Origin of the sequence: Streptomyces novaecaesareae, from assembly GCF_000716875.1 — a bacterium.
Lineage (GTDB): Bacteria > Actinomycetota > Actinomycetes > Streptomycetales > Streptomycetaceae > Kitasatospora > Kitasatospora novaecaesareae.
Genome location: NZ_JNWQ01000114.1, coordinates 1 through 17,517, shown reverse-complemented (window position 1 = coordinate 17,517; position 17,517 = coordinate 1). Strand labels below are relative to the sequence as shown.

11 protein-coding genes are annotated in these 17,517 nt (G+C 70.9%); 9 read left to right on the top strand and 2 right to left on the bottom strand.

Annotated features, from left to right (window positions below; genetic code table 11):
- Positions 1–20 precede the first annotated feature (20 nt).
- Together OP86_RS29850 and OP86_RS29845 are read right to left on the bottom strand one after the other, a co-directional pair.
- Positions 21–1,424 (bottom strand): APC family permease, encoded by a 1,404-nt coding sequence (locus OP86_RS29850; RefSeq protein WP_030062427.1) that lies wholly within the window; start codon positions 1,422–1,424, stop codon positions 21–23.
- A gap of 468 nt (positions 1,425–1,892) precedes the next feature.
- Positions 1,893–5,834 (bottom strand): type VII secretion protein EccC, encoded by a 3,942-nt coding sequence (locus OP86_RS29845; protein WP_030260189.1) that lies wholly within the window; start codon positions 5,832–5,834, stop codon positions 1,893–1,895.
- A 313-nt stretch (positions 5,835–6,147) separates the two neighbouring features.
- Here OP86_RS29845 and eccD point away from each other — a divergent pair, with 313 nt between their 5' ends.
- From eccD to OP86_RS29800, 9 genes are all read left to right on the top strand, one after another.
- On the top strand, positions 6,148–7,608 hold the full coding sequence (gene eccD, locus OP86_RS29840) for a type VII secretion integral membrane protein EccD (RefSeq protein WP_030260187.1): 1,461 nt from the start codon (positions 6,148–6,150) through the stop codon (positions 7,606–7,608).
- A gap of 208 nt (positions 7,609–7,816) precedes the next feature.
- Positions 7,817–8,107 carry a 30S ribosomal protein S15 gene (rpsO, locus tag OP86_RS29835; RefSeq protein WP_030062424.1) on the top strand — a complete coding sequence of 97 codons (291 nt, stop codon included), beginning with the start codon at positions 7,817–7,819 and terminating at the stop codon, positions 8,105–8,107.
- 458 nt (positions 8,108–8,565) lie between these two features.
- The gene (locus tag OP86_RS29830) at positions 8,566–10,773 is read left to right on the top strand and encodes a polyribonucleotide nucleotidyltransferase (RefSeq protein ID WP_030062423.1); all 2,208 of its coding nucleotides are present in this window, start codon (positions 8,566–8,568) and stop codon (positions 10,771–10,773) included.
- Between the two features lie 119 nt (positions 10,774–10,892).
- Positions 10,893–12,245 carry a M16 family metallopeptidase gene (locus tag OP86_RS29825; protein WP_234435076.1) on the top strand — a complete coding sequence of 451 codons (1,353 nt, stop codon included), beginning with the start codon at positions 10,893–10,895 and terminating at the stop codon, positions 12,243–12,245.
- A 14-nt stretch (positions 12,246–12,259) separates the two neighbouring features.
- Entirely contained in the window at positions 12,260–13,006 is a 747-nt protein-coding gene (gene dapB / locus OP86_RS29820; RefSeq protein ID WP_030062421.1) for a 4-hydroxy-tetrahydrodipicolinate reductase, read from the top strand.
- A gap of 25 nt (positions 13,007–13,031) precedes the next feature.
- On the top strand, positions 13,032–13,490 hold the full coding sequence (locus OP86_RS29815; protein ID WP_030260183.1) for a tetratricopeptide repeat protein: 459 nt from the start codon (positions 13,032–13,034) through the stop codon (positions 13,488–13,490).
- Complete coding sequence (gene thyX / locus OP86_RS29810) at positions 13,487–14,218, top strand: FAD-dependent thymidylate synthase (RefSeq protein ID WP_030062419.1); 732 nt, start codon at positions 13,487–13,489, stop codon at positions 14,216–14,218. The genes OP86_RS29815 and thyX overlap by 4 nt, the downstream gene beginning before the upstream one ends.
- A gap of 227 nt (positions 14,219–14,445) precedes the next feature.
- On the top strand, positions 14,446–15,345 hold the full coding sequence (dapA, locus tag OP86_RS29805) for a 4-hydroxy-tetrahydrodipicolinate synthase (protein ID WP_030062418.1): 900 nt from the start codon (positions 14,446–14,448) through the stop codon (positions 15,343–15,345).
- A 170-nt stretch (positions 15,346–15,515) separates the two neighbouring features.
- The gene (locus OP86_RS29800) at positions 15,516–17,201 is read left to right on the top strand and encodes a ribonuclease J (RefSeq protein WP_030260180.1); all 1,686 of its coding nucleotides are present in this window, start codon (positions 15,516–15,518) and stop codon (positions 17,199–17,201) included.
- The last annotated feature ends 316 nt before the right edge of the window (positions 17,202–17,517 follow it).

Below are 17,517 nucleotides of genomic sequence, written 5' to 3'. Positions count from 1 at the left end.
AGGTGGGGGAGGGGTGGGGGTCAGGCCTGCTGGTCCTCGGGGAGGCTGATCACCCAGCGGGTCTCCTGCCGGGGGCGCAGGTAGAACAGCCAGTAGAGGGTGGCGACGGCGGTGATGCCGCCGGTCCACAGCAGGGGCTCGGTGTCCAGCTGGGTCATCACGTAGACCAGCACCGCGATCAGGACGATCGGGACGGCCGGCCACAGCGGCATCCGCCAGGCGGCGGCGTGCTTGTGGTGGGCGCGGCGGGAGAGCAGCGCGGCGATCGCGACCAGCAGGTACATCCCGGTGACGGCGACGCCGGTGATGTTGCTCAGCAGCTCGCCCTTGACGAAGCAGAGTGCGGCGCCGGGCAGGCCGACCGCCAGGGTGGCGATCCACGGGGAGCCGAAGCGGCCGAGGGTGGAGAAGGCCTTGTTGACCGGCTCGGGCCAGGCCTTGTCGCGAGCGGAGGCGAACAGCACCCGGGAGTTCTGGATGACCATGACGATGCCGGCGTTGATGATGGCCAGCGCGACGCAGAGGCTGATGAAGGTGCCGACCGCGGAGTTGCTCCAGGCGGTGACCATGCCGGAGATGTCGCCGGAGGTCAGGGTCTGCAGGTCGGGGGCGCCCATGGTGATGGCGACGACCGGGACCAGGATGACCGCGGAGGAGATGCCGAGCGTCCACAGCACGGTGCGCGAGACGTTGCGGCGGGGGTTCTCCAGCTCCTCGGAGAGGTAGACGGCGGTGGAGAAGCCCTGGGTGATGAAGAGGGCGATGCCGAGCGCGCCGACGATGGCGCCGATGCTCACCGTGGTGGTGGCGCCGCCGTCACCGGCGACCACGCCGTGCAGCAGGCTGGGGGCGTGGCTGTTGGTGTGGGCGAAGCCGAGCACGGAGACCACGCCGGCCGCGATGACCTCCAGCACCAGGAAGATGCCGGTGATCCAGGCGTTGGCGCGCAGGTCGAGCAGGCCGGCCAGGGTGGCGGCCAGCATCACGGCGGCGCCGGTCATGGCCTTGTCCACGTGCAGGACGGGTGCGAGGTAGTCGGCGGTGCCGAGGGCGATGACCGAGGGGACGATCATCACCACGATCAGCGAGAGCACGAAGACCAGCCAGCCCATCAGCCGTCCGGCCAGGGTGCCGACCATCGCGTACTCGCCGCCGGCGCTGGGGATGAGGGTGCCGAGCTCGGAGTAACAGAACGCGACGGCGACGCAGAGCACCGTACCGATGGCGATGGCCAGGGCGGTGGCGCTGCCGATGCTGGAGAACAGCTCGGGCACGATCACGAAGAGCGTCGACGCGGGGGTGACGCAGGACAGGGTGAGCAGTGTGCCGCCCACGACGCCGATCGAGCGCTTGAGCTGCTGGGGCGCGGCGGCCCCGGCCGCCGTGGCGGCTACGGTCTGTGGCGGGCGAAGCGTGTCGCTCATGTGGCTTCCGATCGGCTCTGTGCGGTCCTGGATGGGGAGCGGTATCGCCTCCGCTGGCTGGTTGCTCGGGTCCTTGTCCGGTCGCTCCCGGGCCGCAATGGAACCTTGGGCGTATTGATCGCGTCAACGCCGGAACTGCTTCGGAATCCGTTGCGGAGAACGGCATAACCATGCGATCCGATGATCACATTCGGTCATCGCGCGGTTTGTCCGACTTGTTACCTCGGTGACATGGCGAATGAATCGAAGGTAAACAAAGGATCGAAGGCTGACATTCAAAGGCTGCGGGCTGAGCGGAGGGTGACACGCCCAGGCGCCCCGGAAGGGCACGGCAACTCCCCGGCGGGGTACGGGAACCGCAGCACCCGCCGGGAAAGATCTAGGTAACGTTTCAGCACCTGGGACGCCGAAGGGGCCGGACTGTGGAAGCCCGACCCCTTCGATCACCGTCCGTGAAAGCCGGCGTGGCTACGCCACCGGCAGCCAGCCCGTCTGGACCATCTGCCCGCCGGTCGCGCGGCGCGACACGTACACCCCGCGGCCCGGCGGCAGGGCCTGCGGCCGGACCGTCCCCAGCAGCGCGCCCTCGTCCCGGTTGCCCGAGAGGATCACGCCCTGGCCGCCCAGCTCGCGCATCCGCTGCAGCACCGGCTCGTACAGCGAGCGCCCGGCACCACCCGCGCTGCGCGCCACGATCACCCGCAGGCCGATGTCCCGGGCGAACGGCAGGAACTCGGCCAGCGGCGCCAGCGGGTTGCCCGAGCTCGTCGCGACCAGCTCGTAGTCGTCGACGACCACGAACATGTCCTTGCCGCTGTACCAGCTGCGGTTGCGCAGCTGCTCCGCGGTCACGTCCGGGCCCGGCAGACGGCGGGAGCAGGCCCCGCGCAGCATGTCCACCACGGCCGACATGGCCGGCTGCGCGGCCGCGTACTCGACCAGGTACTCCGGCGGCACCGCGCCCAGCAGCGCGCGCCGGTAGTCGCCGACCACGATGCCCGCCTGGTCCGGGGTGTACCGCTCGGTGATCTGCTTGACCAGCATCCGCAGCACGGCCGACTTCCCCGACTCGGTGTCGCCGAAGACGATGAACAGCGGGTCGGTCTCGAAGTTGACGAAGACCGGCGACAGCTCCGCCTCGTCCACGCCGAAGGCCACGCCGCGCTCCGGGTGCTCGAAGCCCTTCGGCAGCGAGTTCCCGTCCAGGACGGCCGGCAGCATTCGCACCTGCGGGGCGCGCGGGCCGCTCCAGGCCCCGTCGACGGCGGTGACCAGGCCGGACACGCCGGCCTGCAGGTCGTCCACCGAGGAGGAACCGTCCAGGCGCGGCAGGCCGGACAGGAAGTGCAGCCGGTCCGGGGTGATGCCGCGCCCGGCCAGCGACGGGACGTTGACCGCCACCCGGCGGTCCACCTCGGACTCCATCGCGTCGCCGAGCTTCAGCTCGGTGCGGTTCTGCAGCAGGTCCTTCAGGGCGGGCCGGACCTCCGCGTACCGGGCCGCGGTGACGACCAGGTGGACGCCGTAGCCGAGGCCGCGCTGCGCGATGTCGCCGATCACCGGCTCCAGGCCCTCGAACTCCTGCTTGAAGGTGTTCCAGCCGTCGATCACCAGGAACACGTCGCCGAAGGCCTCGTCCGGCAGTTGGCCGGCCGCCCGGCGGGCCCGGTAGGTGGCGATGGTGTCGATCCCGGCGACCCGGAACAGCTCCTCGCGCCGGTTCATCACCCCGTGCACCTCGGAGACCATCCGGCGCACCCTGTCCACGTCCAGGCGCCCGGCCACCCCGCCGACGTGCGGCAGCCCGGCCAGCGACTGGAAGCTGCCCGCGCCGAAGTCCAGCAGGTAGAACTGCACCTCCAGCGGCGTGTGGGTGAGGGCGAACGAGGCCACCATGGTGCGCACCACGGTCGACTTGCCCGAGCGCGGGCCGCCCACGACCAGGCCGTGGCCGGCCGCCCCCGCGTAGTCGACCTCCAGGATGTCCGTCTTCTGCTCGCGCGGCTTGTCCACGATGCCGATCGGCGCCCGCAGCCGGCCCACCGGGTAGCCGGGGGCGGTGAGCCCGCGCTCCGCCACCAGCTGCAGCGGCGGCAGCAGGTGGTCCATGCTCGGCGCCTCCTCCAGCGGGGGCAGCCACACCTGGTGCGCGGCCGGGCCCTGGCCGACCATCCGCTGCACGAACACGTCCAGCACGGTGTCCACCAGCGCGTCGTCCTGCTCCGGAACCGGCGGCGCCTCCTCCTCCACCGGGTCCGGCAGGTCCACGTAGGCCGCGGTGAACTCCACCGGGCGGGCGGCGACCCGCTGCCCGCCGGTCGACCGCTGCTGCCCCGGCGCCCGGTACGGCCCGGAGACGTAGGCGGCCTTGAACCGGTCCATCACGTCCTCGCCGAACTTGAGGTAGCCGACACCCGGCACCGGCGGCAGGTGGTAGGCGTCCGGCACGCCGATCGCCGCCCGCGACTCGGCCGCCGAGAAGGTGCGCAGACCGATCCGGTACGAGAGGTAGGTGTCCAGGCCGCGCAGCTTGCCCTCCTCCAGGCGCTGCGAGGCCAGCAGCAGGTGCACGCCCAGCGACCGGCCGATCCGGCCGATCTGGATGAACATCTCGATGAAGTCGGGCTTGGCGGTGAGGAGTTCGGAGAACTCGTCGATGATCAGCACCAGCGAGGGCAGCGGGTCCAGCGCCGCGCCGGCCGCCCGGGCCCGCTCGTACTCGTGGATGTTGGCGTAGTTGCCCGCCGAGCGCAGCAGCTCCTGGCGGCGGTGCAGCTCGCCCTCGATCGCGTCGCGCATGCGGTCGACCAGGGTGAGCTCGCCCTCCAGGTTGGTGATCACCGCGGAGGTGTGCGGCATGTCCGCCATGCCGGAGAAGGTCGCACCGCCCTTGAAGTCGGCGAGGACGAAGTTGAGGATCTCCGAGGAGTGCGTCATCGCCAGCGCCAGCACCAGGGTGCGCAGCAGCTCCGACTTGCCGGAGCCGGTCGCGCCGACGCACAGGCCGTGCGGGCCCATGCCCTCCAGCGCAGCCTCCTTGATGTCCAGGTACACGTGCTCGCCGTTGGCGCCGACACCGAGCGGCACCCGCATCCGCTCGTGCTGGGCGCGCTGGCGCCAGCTGCGGGTCACGTCGAAGGAGCCCGGGTCGCCCGAGCCCATCATGTCGGTGAAGTCGAGGTTGGACAGCAGCGGCTCGTCGTCCCCGCCGGCCGAGACCCGGTACGGCGCCAGCTGGCGCGCCAGCGCCTCGGACTGCCAGGTCGAGAGCAGGTCCGGCTTGCCGCTGTACGTCGCGCCGGAGGCCGAACGCAGCACCAGCTCCTCGGAGTTGACCGTCACCATCAGGTGCCCGCTGGGCTCGTCCACCTCGCCCGGGACCACCTCGATGACCGTCACGCCCTGGACACCCTCCGGGCTCGCCAGCATCGAGTCGTGCGGCACCCCGGCGCCGTCCATGATCACCACCAGGTGGGGCTGGTCCGCCGCGGGCGCCGAGTCCCGGATGAACCGCTGGCGCCCGGACAGCTCGTCCTGCAGCAGGTACTCCAGGTCGCCCAGGTCGGTGGCGAACAGCCGGCGCGAGCCCGCGCCGTCGGCCTCCTTGCGGTGCTGGTTGTGCGGGAGCCACTTGGCCCAGTCCCACTCCTCGGCCGCACCGGGGGCCGCGGCGACCGCCACCATCAGGTCGTCCGGCGAGTGCAGGGTGGTCAACTGGGCGATCATCGCGCGCACGTTGCCGTACACCGAGTCCGGGTCCCCGCACACCGTGATGTGGTAGAAGGCCCGCAGCGACACCGCCAGCGGCAGGTCCTGCAGGGTGCCGTGCGCCTTGAGGAAGGAGTGCATCGCGGCCGCCGACAGCGGCTCCAGCTCGTCCATCGGCGCGGTCTGCGGCGCCACCAGCGGGGTCGACAGCTGCACCGGCCCGAGGCCCACCCGGATCTGCGCGAAGTCGCCGTCCCCGGTGCGCCGCTCCCACAGCCGCCGGCCGTCCTCGACGATCGACCACAGCTGGTCCGGCGCCGGGTTCAGGAACAGCAGCGCGCCGCGCTGGCGCTCCGCCGTGCGGCGCACCTGGCGGCGGGTCTGCTGCAGGTACTTGAGGTAGTCGCGCCGCTCGTCCGCCATCGCGGTCGAGCCGCCCTTGCGGGCCCGCACGATCTGGGCCAGCACCATGCCGACCGTCGAGGCGATCATCAGACCGCCCATGATCTTCATCGGGGCGGCCGCGCCGGGCGAGAAGAAGAACACCGCCGACCCGCCCATGCCGAGCATCGGCAGGATGCTCATCAGCCAGTCCTCGCCGCCCTGCCGGGGCAGTTCGGGCGGACTCACCAGCTCCACCGGCTCGTCCGGCACAGTGGGCGGATACGCCCTCGCCGGTCGCTTGACCGTGATCACACCCATGTGTCATCCACCCCGTGGCGTCGATCGATCACTTCGGCATCAGCCCTCACGCGACTGCGTACGGTCCGTACGGGAATCCGGCGGCTGAGGACGCCCCACACAGCGCAGCCCCCGTACCTTTGCGCAGGCGCCGATCCTAACGGTCGCTCCCGCGCCGCCCGCCAGGACCCGGGCACCAGCCGAGCGGGTAGGGTAACGCCGCGCCAACTCGCGGCCCGGTCGGGCCGGTTCCACAGCCACACCGAGCGCCGCCGTGCCTCGGCACCGTCAACAAGGGGGAGCGCCACGTGCGTCGAAGGAACGAGGCGGGAGCATGAGTAACGCTGCCGCTACCGGCTACTGCCGGGTGACGGTCGTCGCCCCGGACCGCCGGATCGACGTCGCCCTGCCCGAGGACGTCCCGCTCGCGGACGTCTACCCCGAGGTGCTGCGCCTGGCCAACCAGAGCCAGCCCGAGGGCGCGCCCACCGGCTTCCACCTGGTCCGCCGCGACGGCACCGTGCTCGACAGCGGCCTGACGCTGGCCGCCCAGCAGGTCCGTGACGGCGACCTGCTCGCGCTGCGCCCCTTCGCCGAGTCCCTCCCGCCCGCCGTCTACGACGACGTCGCCGACGCCATCGCCAGCGCCGTCGAGGCCGACCGCCGCTTCTGGACCGCCGAGCTGATGCGCGGCTTCGGCCTGATCGGCGCCGGGGTGCTGCTCACCCTGCTCGGCTTCGCGCTCTGGTTCTCCGACCTGCGCCACGACATGCACGGCCTGCCCGGCATCCTGTCCGGCGTCATCGCCGTCGTGCTCACCGCGCTGGCCGGCGTGCGCGCCAGGGTCTACCAGGACGCCCACGCCGCCCTCGCCCTCGGCCTCGGCGCGCTGCCGCACGCCATGATCGGCGGCAGCGGCATCATCGCCGCCGCCCACCCGTGGGAGGGCCCCGGCCGGCTCCAGTTCCTGGCCGGCTGCGTCTGCGTCCTGGTGGTCGCCGTGCTGCTGGCCGGCCTGCTGCCCGAGAAGGACGCGGCGTTCGTCGCCGCCGCCCTGGTCGCCACCGCCGGCACGTTCGCCACCTTCGCCGCCGTCCTGATGCCCGACACCCCCGCCGGGCACATCGCCGCGGTCACCGGTGTCGCCGCCGTCGCCGTCCTCGGCTTCCTGCCCAGCCTCTCCGCCCGCTTCGCCCGGCTGCCGGTCGGCTTCAGCGCCCCCGGCCAGACCCGCACCCGCAGCCGCGACTACGACGAGGAGGCCGAGCGCGCCGAGGCCGTCCAGTACGAGAAGATCGCGCACCAGGCCCGGCGCGGCCACGAGGTGCTGGTCGGCCTGGTCGGCGGCTGCGCCGCGGTCGTGGTCGGCGCCTGCGCGGTCCTCGGGTTCACCGACAAGACCTCCCCCGAGCTGCTCGCGCTCGCCCTGGGCCTGGCCACCATGCTGCGCGCCCGTCTGTTCCGCTACACCGCGCAGGTGCTCAGCCTCACCGTGGCGGGCCTGCTCGGCCTGTGCCTGCTGATCGTCGGGCTGTCCCTGCACACCCCGCAGTTCTTCCTGCGGGTGGCCGGCTCCACCACCCAGCTCGACCTGCGCACCATCTGGCTGGCCGTCTCCATCGCCTTCGGCGCCGCGCTGCTCGTCGCGATCGCCCTGGTGGTGCCCCGGCTCGGCGTCTCCCCGTTCTGGGGGCGCATCCTGGACCTGGTCGACAGCCTCACCCTGATCTCGCTCGTCCCGCTGGCGCTCGCCGTCCTGGACATCTACCGGCTGGTCCGCGGCGCGACCGGTTGACGGCCGCCCGCCCCGGTGCCCACCCGGCCGCCCGGCCGGGTGGGCCGCACTGGTACGCTGGCCTTCGAGCGCAGCCATGTGTCCGCCCCCGGTGGGTCGCCCAGCGACAAATCCGGAGGGGGCCGGCCGTGCTCCGTCACGACATCGAGTTCTCACAGAGTCCTGTGTTGTCGACCAGGACCGCTCGGTAGACCTTGAAGGAGTTGCAGTGGCTCTCGCCTCTGACGTCAAGAAGCAGATCATGGCCGAGTTCGGCACCAAGGAGGGCGACACCGGCTCCCCCGAGGTCCAGGTCGCCATGCTGTCCCGCCGCATCTCGGACCTGACCGAGCACCTCAAGACCCACAAGCACGACCACCACTCGCGTCGTGGCCTGCTGATCCTGGTCGGCCAGCGCCGCCGCCTGCTGCAGTACCTGGCCAAGAAGGACATCGAGCGTTTCCGTACGCTCGTCGACCGCCTGGGCATCCGCCGCGGTGCCGCCGGTGGCGCCCGCTAAGACCGCCGCTCGGGGCGGCTCCCCACACCGGGGAGCCGCCCCTCGCGCGTATGCCGCGGACGCCCTGAGCCGCGGCGCCCTGACATAACAACTCGCGCGCACCTCCCCAGGTGGCCGAGGATTGCACCGTAGGGTTGTGGGCATGCCGGGTGATGGCGCACCAGCGCGCCACCCGGGCACAAGGACCCCCGACCCCCCGCGGGACGAAGGCTTCAAACGGAAGCCGCCCGCATCCGAGAGAGCGTCCAGACGCGGACCGCCCTTCCCGGCCCGGCAGCCGTGAGGCGCCGGTCCTCGGTAGTGGCCGCCGGAACCCCCGCAGACCGAGCGGGGCACTCCGGAGGCTTCGATCGAAGACCGGCCCGACTGCCGCCCTCCCAGGCGAGGGCCCAGGGCCGACCGCAGGCAGGACGCGGGGACGCTCTCCCGGAGAACGTACGAAAGAGGAGATCTTCCAGGTGGAAGAGAACGTGTTCTACGCCGAAGCCGTGATCGACAACGGTTCCTTCGGCACCCGTACCATCCGCTTCGAGACCGGCCGCCTGGCCCGTCAGGCGGCCGGCTCCGCCGTTGCCTACCTGGACGACGACACCATGGTGCTGTCGGCCACCAGCGCGTCCAAGCAGCCGAAGGAGCACTTCGACTTCTTCCCGCTGACCGTGGACGTCGAGGAGCGGATGTACGCCGCGGGCCGCATCCCCGGCTCGTTCTTCCGTCGTGAGGGCCGGCCCTCCGAGGACGCGATCCTCACCTGCCGCCTGATCGACCGCCCGCTGCGCCCGTCCTTCGTCAAGGGCCTGCGCAACGAGGTCCAGGTCGTCTGCACCGTGATGGCGCTCAACCCCGACCACCTGTACGACGTGGTCGCGATCAACGCCGCCTCCGCCTCGACCCAGCTGGCGGGCCTGCCCTTCTCCGGTCCGATCGGTGGCGTCCGCGTCGCGCTGATCAACGGCCAGTGGGTCGCCTTCCCGACCCACAGCGAGCTGGAGTCGGCCGTCTTCGACATGGTCGTCGCCGGTCGTGCCCTGGCGGACGGCGACGTCGCGATCATGATGGTCGAGGCCGAGGCCACCGACAAGACCATCAAGCTGGTCGAGGGCGGCGCCGAGGCGCCGACCGAGGAGGTCGTCGCCGCCGGTCTGGAGGCCGCCAAGCCCTTCATCAAGGTGCTGTGCGCCGCGCAGTCGCAGCTGGCCGCCCAGGCCGCCAAGCCGACCGCCGAGTTCCCGGTCTTCCTGGACTACCAGGACGACGTCCTCGCCGCGCTGACCGCCGCCGTCAAGGACGAGCTCGCCCAGGCCCTCACCATCGCGGGCAAGCAGGAGCGCAACAACGAGCTGGACCGCGTCAAGGCGCTGGCCGCCGAGAAGCTGCTCCCCGAGTTCGAGGGCCGCGAGAAGGAGATCAGCGCCGCCTACAACGCGCTGACCAAGAAGATCGTCCGCGAGCGCGTCATCACGGACAAGATCCGCATCGACGGCCGCGGCGTCACCGACATCCGCACCCTGGCCGCCGAGGTCGAGGCCATCCCGCGGGTGCACGGCTCGGCCCTGTTCGAGCGCGGCGAGACCCAGATCCTGGGTGTCACCACGCTGAACATGCTGCGCATGGAGCAGCAGCTGGACACGCTCTCCCCGGAGACGCGCCGCCGCTACATGCACAACTACAACTTCCCGCCGTACTCCGTCGGCGAGACCGGCCGCGTGGGCGCCCCCAAGCGCCGCGAGATCGGTCACGGCGCCCTGGCCGAGCGGGCCATCCTGCCGGTGCTGCCCTCCCGCGAGGAGTTCCCGTACGCCATCCGCCAGGTCTCCGAGGCGCTCGGCTCCAACGGCTCCACCTCGATGGGCTCGGTCTGCGCCTCGACCATGTCGCTGCTGAACGCCGGTGTGCCGCTGAAGGCCGCCGTCGCCGGCATCGCCATGGGCCTGATCTCCCAGGAGATCGACGGTGAGACCCACTTCGTCACGCTGACCGACATCCTCGGTGCCGAGGACGCGTACGGCGACATGGACTTCAAGGTCGCCGGTACCCGCAACTTCATCACCGCGCTGCAGCTGGACACCAAGCTCAACGGCATCCCGGCCTCGGTGCTGGCCGCCGCGCTGAAGCAGGCCAAGGACGCCCGCCTGCACATCCTCGACGTGATGAACGAGGCCATCGACTCCCCGGACGAGATGTCCCCGAACGCGCCGCGCATCATCACCATCAAGATCCCGGTGGACAAGATCGGCGAGGTCATCGGCCCCAAGGGCAAGATGATCAACCAGATCCAGGAGGACACCGGCGCCGAGATCACGATCGAGGACGACGGCACCATCTACATCGGTGCCGCCGACGGCCCGGCCGCCGAGGCCGCCCGCACCACGATCAACCAGATCGCCAACCCGACCATGCCGGAGGTCGGCGAGCGCTACCTGGGCACCGTGGTCAAGACCACGACCTTCGGCGCGTTCGTCTCGCTGATGCCGGGCAAGGACGGCCTGCTGCACATCTCGCAGATCCGCAAGCTGGCCGGCGGCAAGCGCGTGGAGAACGTCGAGGACGTCCTCGGCGTCGGCGCCAAGGTCCAGGTCGAGATCGCCGAGATCGACCCGCGCGGCAAGCTCTCCCTGATCCCGGTCGTCGAGGGCGAAGAGGCCGGCGAGGCCGCTTCCGAGTGAAGCGCCGCTAGCTGACTCCCTGCGGCCCGTACGCCTCGCGGCGTGCGGGCCGCACCCAGTTGTCCACGCTTTCGTCCGTACGTGCCTTCCCACGTGCGTTTTCTCTGGAGGTACCCCCCGTGGCGCAGGCCCCGGCGGTAACGCAGCGTCCCGGCACCACCCGGACCCTGCTCAAGGGCGTCGACGGCGCCGGAACGGTGCGCCGCACCGTCCTCCCCGGCGGCCTGAGGGTCGTCACCGAGACCCTTCCGACGGTGCGCTCCGCGACCTTCGGCATCTGGGTCGGCGTCGGTTCGCGGGACGAGACCCCACAGCTCAACGGCGCCACCCACTACCTGGAGCACCTGCTCTTCAAGGGCACCGAGCGGCGCAGCGCGCTGGACATCTCGGCGGCCCTGGACGCGGTCGGCGGCGAGATGAACGCCTTCACCGCGAAGGAGAACACCTGCTACTACGCCCGGGTCCTGGACACCGACCTGCCGCTGGCCATCGACGTGGTCTGCGACATGCTCACGGGCTCGCTGATCCGCACCGAGGACGTGGAGGCCGAGCGCGGCGTCATCCTCGAGGAGATGGCGATGGCCGAGGACGACCCGGGCGACGTGGTGCACGACCTGTTCGCCAAGGTGATCTACGGCAGCGGCCCGCTCGGCCGCCCGATCCTCGGCACCCAGGAGACCATCAGGACGCTCACCCGGGACCAGGTCGCCGGCTTCTACCACCGCCGCTACCGCCCCGAGAACCTGGTCGTCGCCGCGGCCGGCAACCTCGACCACCGCAAGGTGGTCAAGCAGGTCGAGCAGGCCTTCGCGCCGGTGCTGGCCCGTTCCACCGCGGCCCCCGCCGAGGCCCGCCGCGGCGTCAAGGCGCTGCGCACGGCCGGCAAGGTCGAGGTGCTCAACCGGTCCACCGAGCAGGCCCACCTGGTGCTGGGCGTGCCCGGGGTGCCGCGGCACGACGAGCGCCGCTGGGCGATGGGCGTGCTCAACGCGGCCCTCGGCGGCGGGATGAGCTCGCGGCTGTTCCAGGAGATCCGGGAGAAGCGCGGCCTGGCGTACTCGGTCTACTCGTACTCCTCGTCCTACGCGGACAGCGGCCTGTTCGGCATCTACGCCGGCTGCCAGCCCAAGCGGGTCGAGGAGGTGCTGCGGATCTGCCGCGCCGAGCTGGCCAAGGTGGTCGCCGAGGGCATCACCGAGGAGGAGCTGCAGCGGGCGATCGGGCAGATCTCCGGCTCGACGGTGCTCGGCATGGAGGACACCGGCTCGCTGATGAACCGGATCGGCAAGGCCGAGCTCAGCTACGGCCACCACCTGTCGGTGGACGAGATGCTGGAGCGGATCGCGGCCGTGACCCTGGACGACGTCCACGCGGTCGCCCGTGATGTGCTGGGCGCGTACCGGCCGTCGCTGGCGCTGATCGGCCCGGTCAACGACAAGCGGGCCGCCAAGCTCGCCGATCTGCTGGTCTGAAAGGACGTTTCGCTATGACGCTGCGTGTCGCCGTGATCGGCGCCAAGGGCCGGATCGGCTCGGAGGCGGTCAAGGCCGTCGAGGCCGCTCCGGACCTGGAGCTGGTCGCCACCCTGGGCCGCGGCTCGAAGCTGGAGGAGCTGACCGAGGCCGGGGCGCAGGTGGCCGTCGAGCTGACCCACCCGGACTCGGTGATGGGCAACCTGGACTACTGCCTGGGCCACGGCATCCACGTGGTCACCGGCACCACCGGCTGGACCGACGAGCGGCTCGCCACCGTCCGCGGCCGGCTGGACCAGGCCCCGGAGCTCGGCCTGCTGATCGCGCCGAACTTCTCCATCGGGGCGATCCTCGGGATGAAGTTCTCGCAGATCGCCGCCCGGTACTTCGAGTCGGTCGAGGTGGTCGAACTGCACCACGACCGCAAGGCCGACGCCCCGAGCGGCACCGCGACCCGCACCGCGCAGCTGATCGCCGCCGCCCGCGCCGAGGCCGGCCGCCCGCCGCAGCAGGACCCGACCACCCACAGCCTGCCCGGCGCGCGCGGTGCCGACGTGGACGGGGTGCCCGTGCACGCCGTCCGGCTGCGCGGCCTGCTCGCCCACCAGCAGGTGATGTTCGGCGACACCGGCGAGACCCTCACCATCCGGCACGACTCGCTGCACCACAGCAGCTTCATGCCGGGCATCCTGCTGGGCGTGCGCAAGGTCGTCGAGACGCCGGGGCTGACCTTCGGTCTCGAACACTTCCTGGACCTGTGACAGTGCTGATCCCTGGGAATGTGACATGACCTCCCGTACCGGCTTCTTCGTCCTGTCCGGCGTGCTGCTGCTGGTCGCCCTGCTCTGCGTGGGGGAGGGCGTCCAGCTGATCGCCACCGGCAAGCCGCTCGGCATCGGCATCGGGCTCTGCGCCTTCGTCATCCCGGTGATCGGGGTCTGGTTCCTGCGCCAGACCGTCCGCTTCGGGCGGGACAGCGAGCGGCTCGCCCGGGAGCTGGAGGCCGAGGGCGGCCTGCCGGTGGACGAGCTCAAGCGCACCACCGGCGGGCGGATCGACCGGGCCTCGGCCGACGGGGTCTTCGCCCGCCGCCGGGCCGAGGCGGAGGAGGCGCCGGGCGACTGGCGGGTCTGGTTCCGTCTCGCCGTGGCCTACGCCGACGCCGGCGACACCCCGCGCGCCCGCAAGACCATGCAGCACGCCATCAAGCTGCACAGCACCGAACCCGCAAGGAGTAACGCGTGAGCGACGAACCGACGGCCCCCAGCTTCCGCAGCGACGTGACGGTGGAGCTGGTCCGCAGCGCCGCCGCCGACTCGGACGTCGTCTGGGCGGCCCGCGTCTCGACCGCGGGGGAGCAGTCCCTGGAGGCACTGCAGCAGGACCCGGAGAAGTCCAAGGGCCTGATCAACTTCCTGATGCGCGACCGCCACGGCACGCCCTTCGAGCACAACTCGATGACCTTCTTCATCAGCGCGCCGATCTTCGTGTTCCGGGAGTTCCACCGGCACCGCAGCGGCTGGTCGTACAACGAGGAGTCCGGCCGCTACCGCGAGCTGCAGCCGGTCTTCTACGTCCCGGCCGAGGACCGCAAGCTGGTCCAGCAGGGCCGCCCGGGCAAGTACGAGTTCAGCCAGGGCACGCCCGAGCAGCACAAGACCACCAGCGAGGCGATGGAGGCCGCGTACCGCGAGTCCTACGCCCGCTACCGGGAGATGCTGGAGGCCGGGGTGGCCCGCGAGGTGGCCCGCGCGGTGCTGCCGGTCGGCCTGTTCTCCTCGATGTACGCGACCTGCAACTCGCGTTCGCTGATGCACTTCCTGTCGCTGCGGACCAAGCGGGAGAACTCGGCGGTGCCGTCGTTCCCGCAGCGCGAGATCGAGATGGTCGCCGAGCAGATGGAGCAGCAGTGGGCCGAGCTGATGCCGCTCACCCATGCGGCCTTCGAGAAGCACGGCCGGGTCGCCCCCTGACCTGGGACGACAGGCATATGGGCAGAGTATCTGGCATGTCTGGATTGCGGCTTTTCTAGCCGCTCCCTACATTCGTGAACACGGATTCCGGTGCTGCCTGAACCCCCGAGCGGGCAGCACCGGAATCCCACCTCACCGCCTGTTTCCACCGCTCCACGCGGCTGCCCCTGTCCGAACCCTGGACCGGTGTGGTTACCGCCCCACCGCCTACGAGTAGCTTTGGACGCATGGCTCCGACCTCCACCCCCCAGACCCCGTTCGGCCGGGTCCTGACCGCCATGGTCACCCCGTTCACCGCCGACGGCGGACTCGACCTCGACGGCGCCCAGCGCCTCGCCACGCACCTCGTCGACTCCGGGAACGACGGCATCGTCGTCAACGGCACCACCGGTGAGTCCCCGACCACCAGCGATGACGAGAAGGCCCGACTGGTCCGCGCCGTGGTGGAGGCGGTCGGGGACCGCGCCCACGTGGTGGCCGGCGTCGGCACCAACAACACCCACCACAGCATCGAGCTGGCCCGGCAGGCGCAGGCCGCCGGGGCGCACGGCCTGCTGGCCGTCACGCCGTACTACAGCAAGCCCCCGCAGGAGGGCCTGTACCGGCACACCGTCGCCGTCGCCGACGCGACCGAGCTGCCGGTCATGCTGTACGACATCCCGGGCCGCAGCGGGGTGGCGCTGGGCCAGGAGCTGCTGGTCCGCCTCGGCGAGCACCCGCGGATCGTCGCCAACAAGGACGCCAGGGGCGACGTCGCTGCCGCGGCCTGGGCGGTCGCCCGCGCCGACCTCGCCTGGTACTCCGGCGACGACATCCTCACCCTGCCGCTGCTGTCCATCGGAGCCGTCGGCGTGGTCAGCGTCGTCGGGCACCTCGCGGCCGGCGAGCTGAAGGCGATGATCGAGGCCTACCTGGCGGGCAATGTGGCCAAGGCCACCGCGATCCACCAGAGCCTGCTGCCACTGTTCAGCGGTATGTTCCGCACGCAGGGCGCGATCCTGACCAAGGCCGCGCTGGAGCTCCTGGGCCTTCCCGGCGGCCCGCTCCGGCTGCCGCAGATCGGCGCGACGCCCGAGGAGATCGCGCAGTTGAAGCAGGATCTCGCCGCCGGCGGGGTACACCTGTAGCAGACACAGACGTGCGCGCCCCGGCTCGCCGGACCCCCTGGGGTCTGCCGCTGGACCGGACCGAAGGCGCGAGAGCACCGACCCAGTAGGAAAACGACACTGAGTACGCACGCCATATGTCTCCAGGGGGAGGACCCCGGGCATATGGCGTGCGTCGTGAGGAGAGTCTTTTGAGCCACCCGCACCCCGAACTCGGCGCGCCTCCGGCCCTGAAGGAGGGCGCCCTCCGCATCACTCCGCTCGGCGGCCTCGGCGAGATCGGCCGCAACATGACGGTCCTCGAATACGGGGACCGCATCCTGATCATCGACTGCGGCGTCCTCTTCCCCGAGGACGAGCAGCCCGGCGTGGACCTGATCCTCCCGGACTTCACCTACATCCGGGACCGCCTCGACAAGGTCGACGGCATCGTCCTCACCCACGGGCACGAGGACCACATCGGCGCCGTCCCGTTCCTCCTGCGGGAGAACCCGGACATCCCGCTGATCGGCTCCAAGCTGACCCTGGCCCTGATCGAGGCCAAGCTCGCCGAGCACCGGATCCGCCCGTACGTGCTGGAGGTCAAGGAGGGCGAGCGCGAGCGCATCGGCCCCTTCGACTGCGAGTTCATCGCGGTCAACCACTCCATCCCGGACGCCCTCGCCGTGGCCGTCCGCACCCCCGCCGGCATGGTCGTGGCCACCGGCGACTTCAAGATGGACCAGCTGCCGCTCGACGGCCGCCTGACCGACCTGCCGACCTTCGCCAAGCTGGCGGAGGAGGGCATGGACCTCCTGCTGGTGGACTCCACCAACGCCGAGGTCCCCGGCTTCATCCCGCACGAGCGGGACATCTCGGCGGCGCTGCGAAACGTTTTCGCGAACGCGGACAAGCGCATCATCGTCGCCTCCTTCGCCAGCCACGTGCACCGCATCCAGCAGGTCCTGGACGCCGCGCACGAGTACAAGCGCAAGGTCGCCTTCGTCGGCCGCTCGATGGTCCGCAACATGGGCATCGCCCGTGACCTCGGCTACCTGAAGGTCCCCGGCAACATGGTCGTGGACGTCAAGCAGCTGGACGACCTGCCAGACAAGGAGGTCGTGCTGATCTGCACCGGCTCGCAGGGCGAGCCGATGGCCGCGCTGTCCCGGATGGCCAACCGCGACCACCAGATCCGCATCGTCGAGGGCGACACCGTCGTCCTGGCGTCCTCCCTGATCCCGGGCAACGAGAACGCCGTCTACCGGGTGATCAACGGCCTGACCCGCTGGGGCGCCAAGGTCGTGCACAAGGGCAACGCCAAGGTGCACGTCTCCGGCCACGCCTCGGCCGGCGAGCTGCTCTACTTCTTCAACATCTGTAAGCCGCGCAACCTGATGCCGGTCCACGGCGAGTGGCGCCACCTGCGCGCGGCCGCCGAGCTGGGCATCGCCACCGGGGTGCCGCGCAACCGCGTGGTCATCGCCGAGGACGGCGTCTGCGTCGACCTGGAGGGCGGCGTCGCCCGGATCGTCGGCAAGGTGCAGGCCGGGTACGTCTACGTGGACGGCTCCTCCGTCGGCGACATCACCGAGGCCTCGCTCAAGGACCGCAGGATCCTCGGCGAGGAGGGCTTCATCTCGGTCTTCGTCGCGGTCGACTCGGCCAACGGCAAGATCGTCGGCGGCCCGACCATCCAGGCCCGTGGCTCCGGCATCGACGACAACGCGTTCGTCCCCGTGGTCGCCAAGCTCCAGGAGGCCCTGGACCGCTCGGCGAGCGACGGCGTGCTGGAGCCCCGCCAGGTGCAGCAGCTGGTCCGCCGGACCATCGGCAAGTGGGTCGCGGACAACTACCGCCGCCGGCCGATGATCCTGCCGGTCGTCGTCGAGGTCTGACGCTCGTTCGTCCCCGGCTGAGGCCGGTTTGACGTGGGGCGACCCGGTGCGTAATGTTCTCCGGGTTGCCCCACGGGACGGCCCCTCGGAAACGGGCTCGAATCTGAATTCGAGAACGACCGGGGAAAACGGCCCGAAAAGCTCTGGTAGAGTTCGGGAGCGCCGAAAGGCGAAAGCCGATTGGATGAATGAAACTCCGGAAAACGGAGCGGAAAACATCTGATAAGCTGGAAACACGAAAGAACGAAGCCCGGAGGGTCCGCTGGAAGGCGGTCCGAAGGAAGCGTCCGTTCCTTGAGAACTCAACAGCGTGCCA

Bases quoted from the DNA above. Each gene is read 5' to 3' on its own strand.
- OP86_RS29850 (WP_030062427.1), bottom strand. From the start codon at position 1,424: ATGAGCGACACGCTTCGCCCGCCACAGACCGTAGCCGCCACGGCGGCC.
- OP86_RS29815 (WP_030260183.1), top strand. From the start codon at position 13,032: ATGACCTCCCGTACCGGCTTCTTCGTCCTGTCCGGCGTGCTGCTGCTG.
- eccD (WP_030260187.1), top strand. From the start codon at position 6,148: ATGAGTAACGCTGCCGCTACCGGCTACTGCCGGGTGACGGTCGTCGCC.
- dapB (WP_030062421.1), top strand. From the start codon at position 12,260: ATGACGCTGCGTGTCGCCGTGATCGGCGCCAAGGGCCGGATCGGCTCG.
- OP86_RS29845 (WP_030260189.1), bottom strand. From the start codon at position 5,834: ATGGGTGTGATCACGGTCAAGCGACCGGCGAGGGCGTATCCGCCCACT.
- dapA (WP_030062418.1), top strand. From the start codon at position 14,446: ATGGCTCCGACCTCCACCCCCCAGACCCCGTTCGGCCGGGTCCTGACC.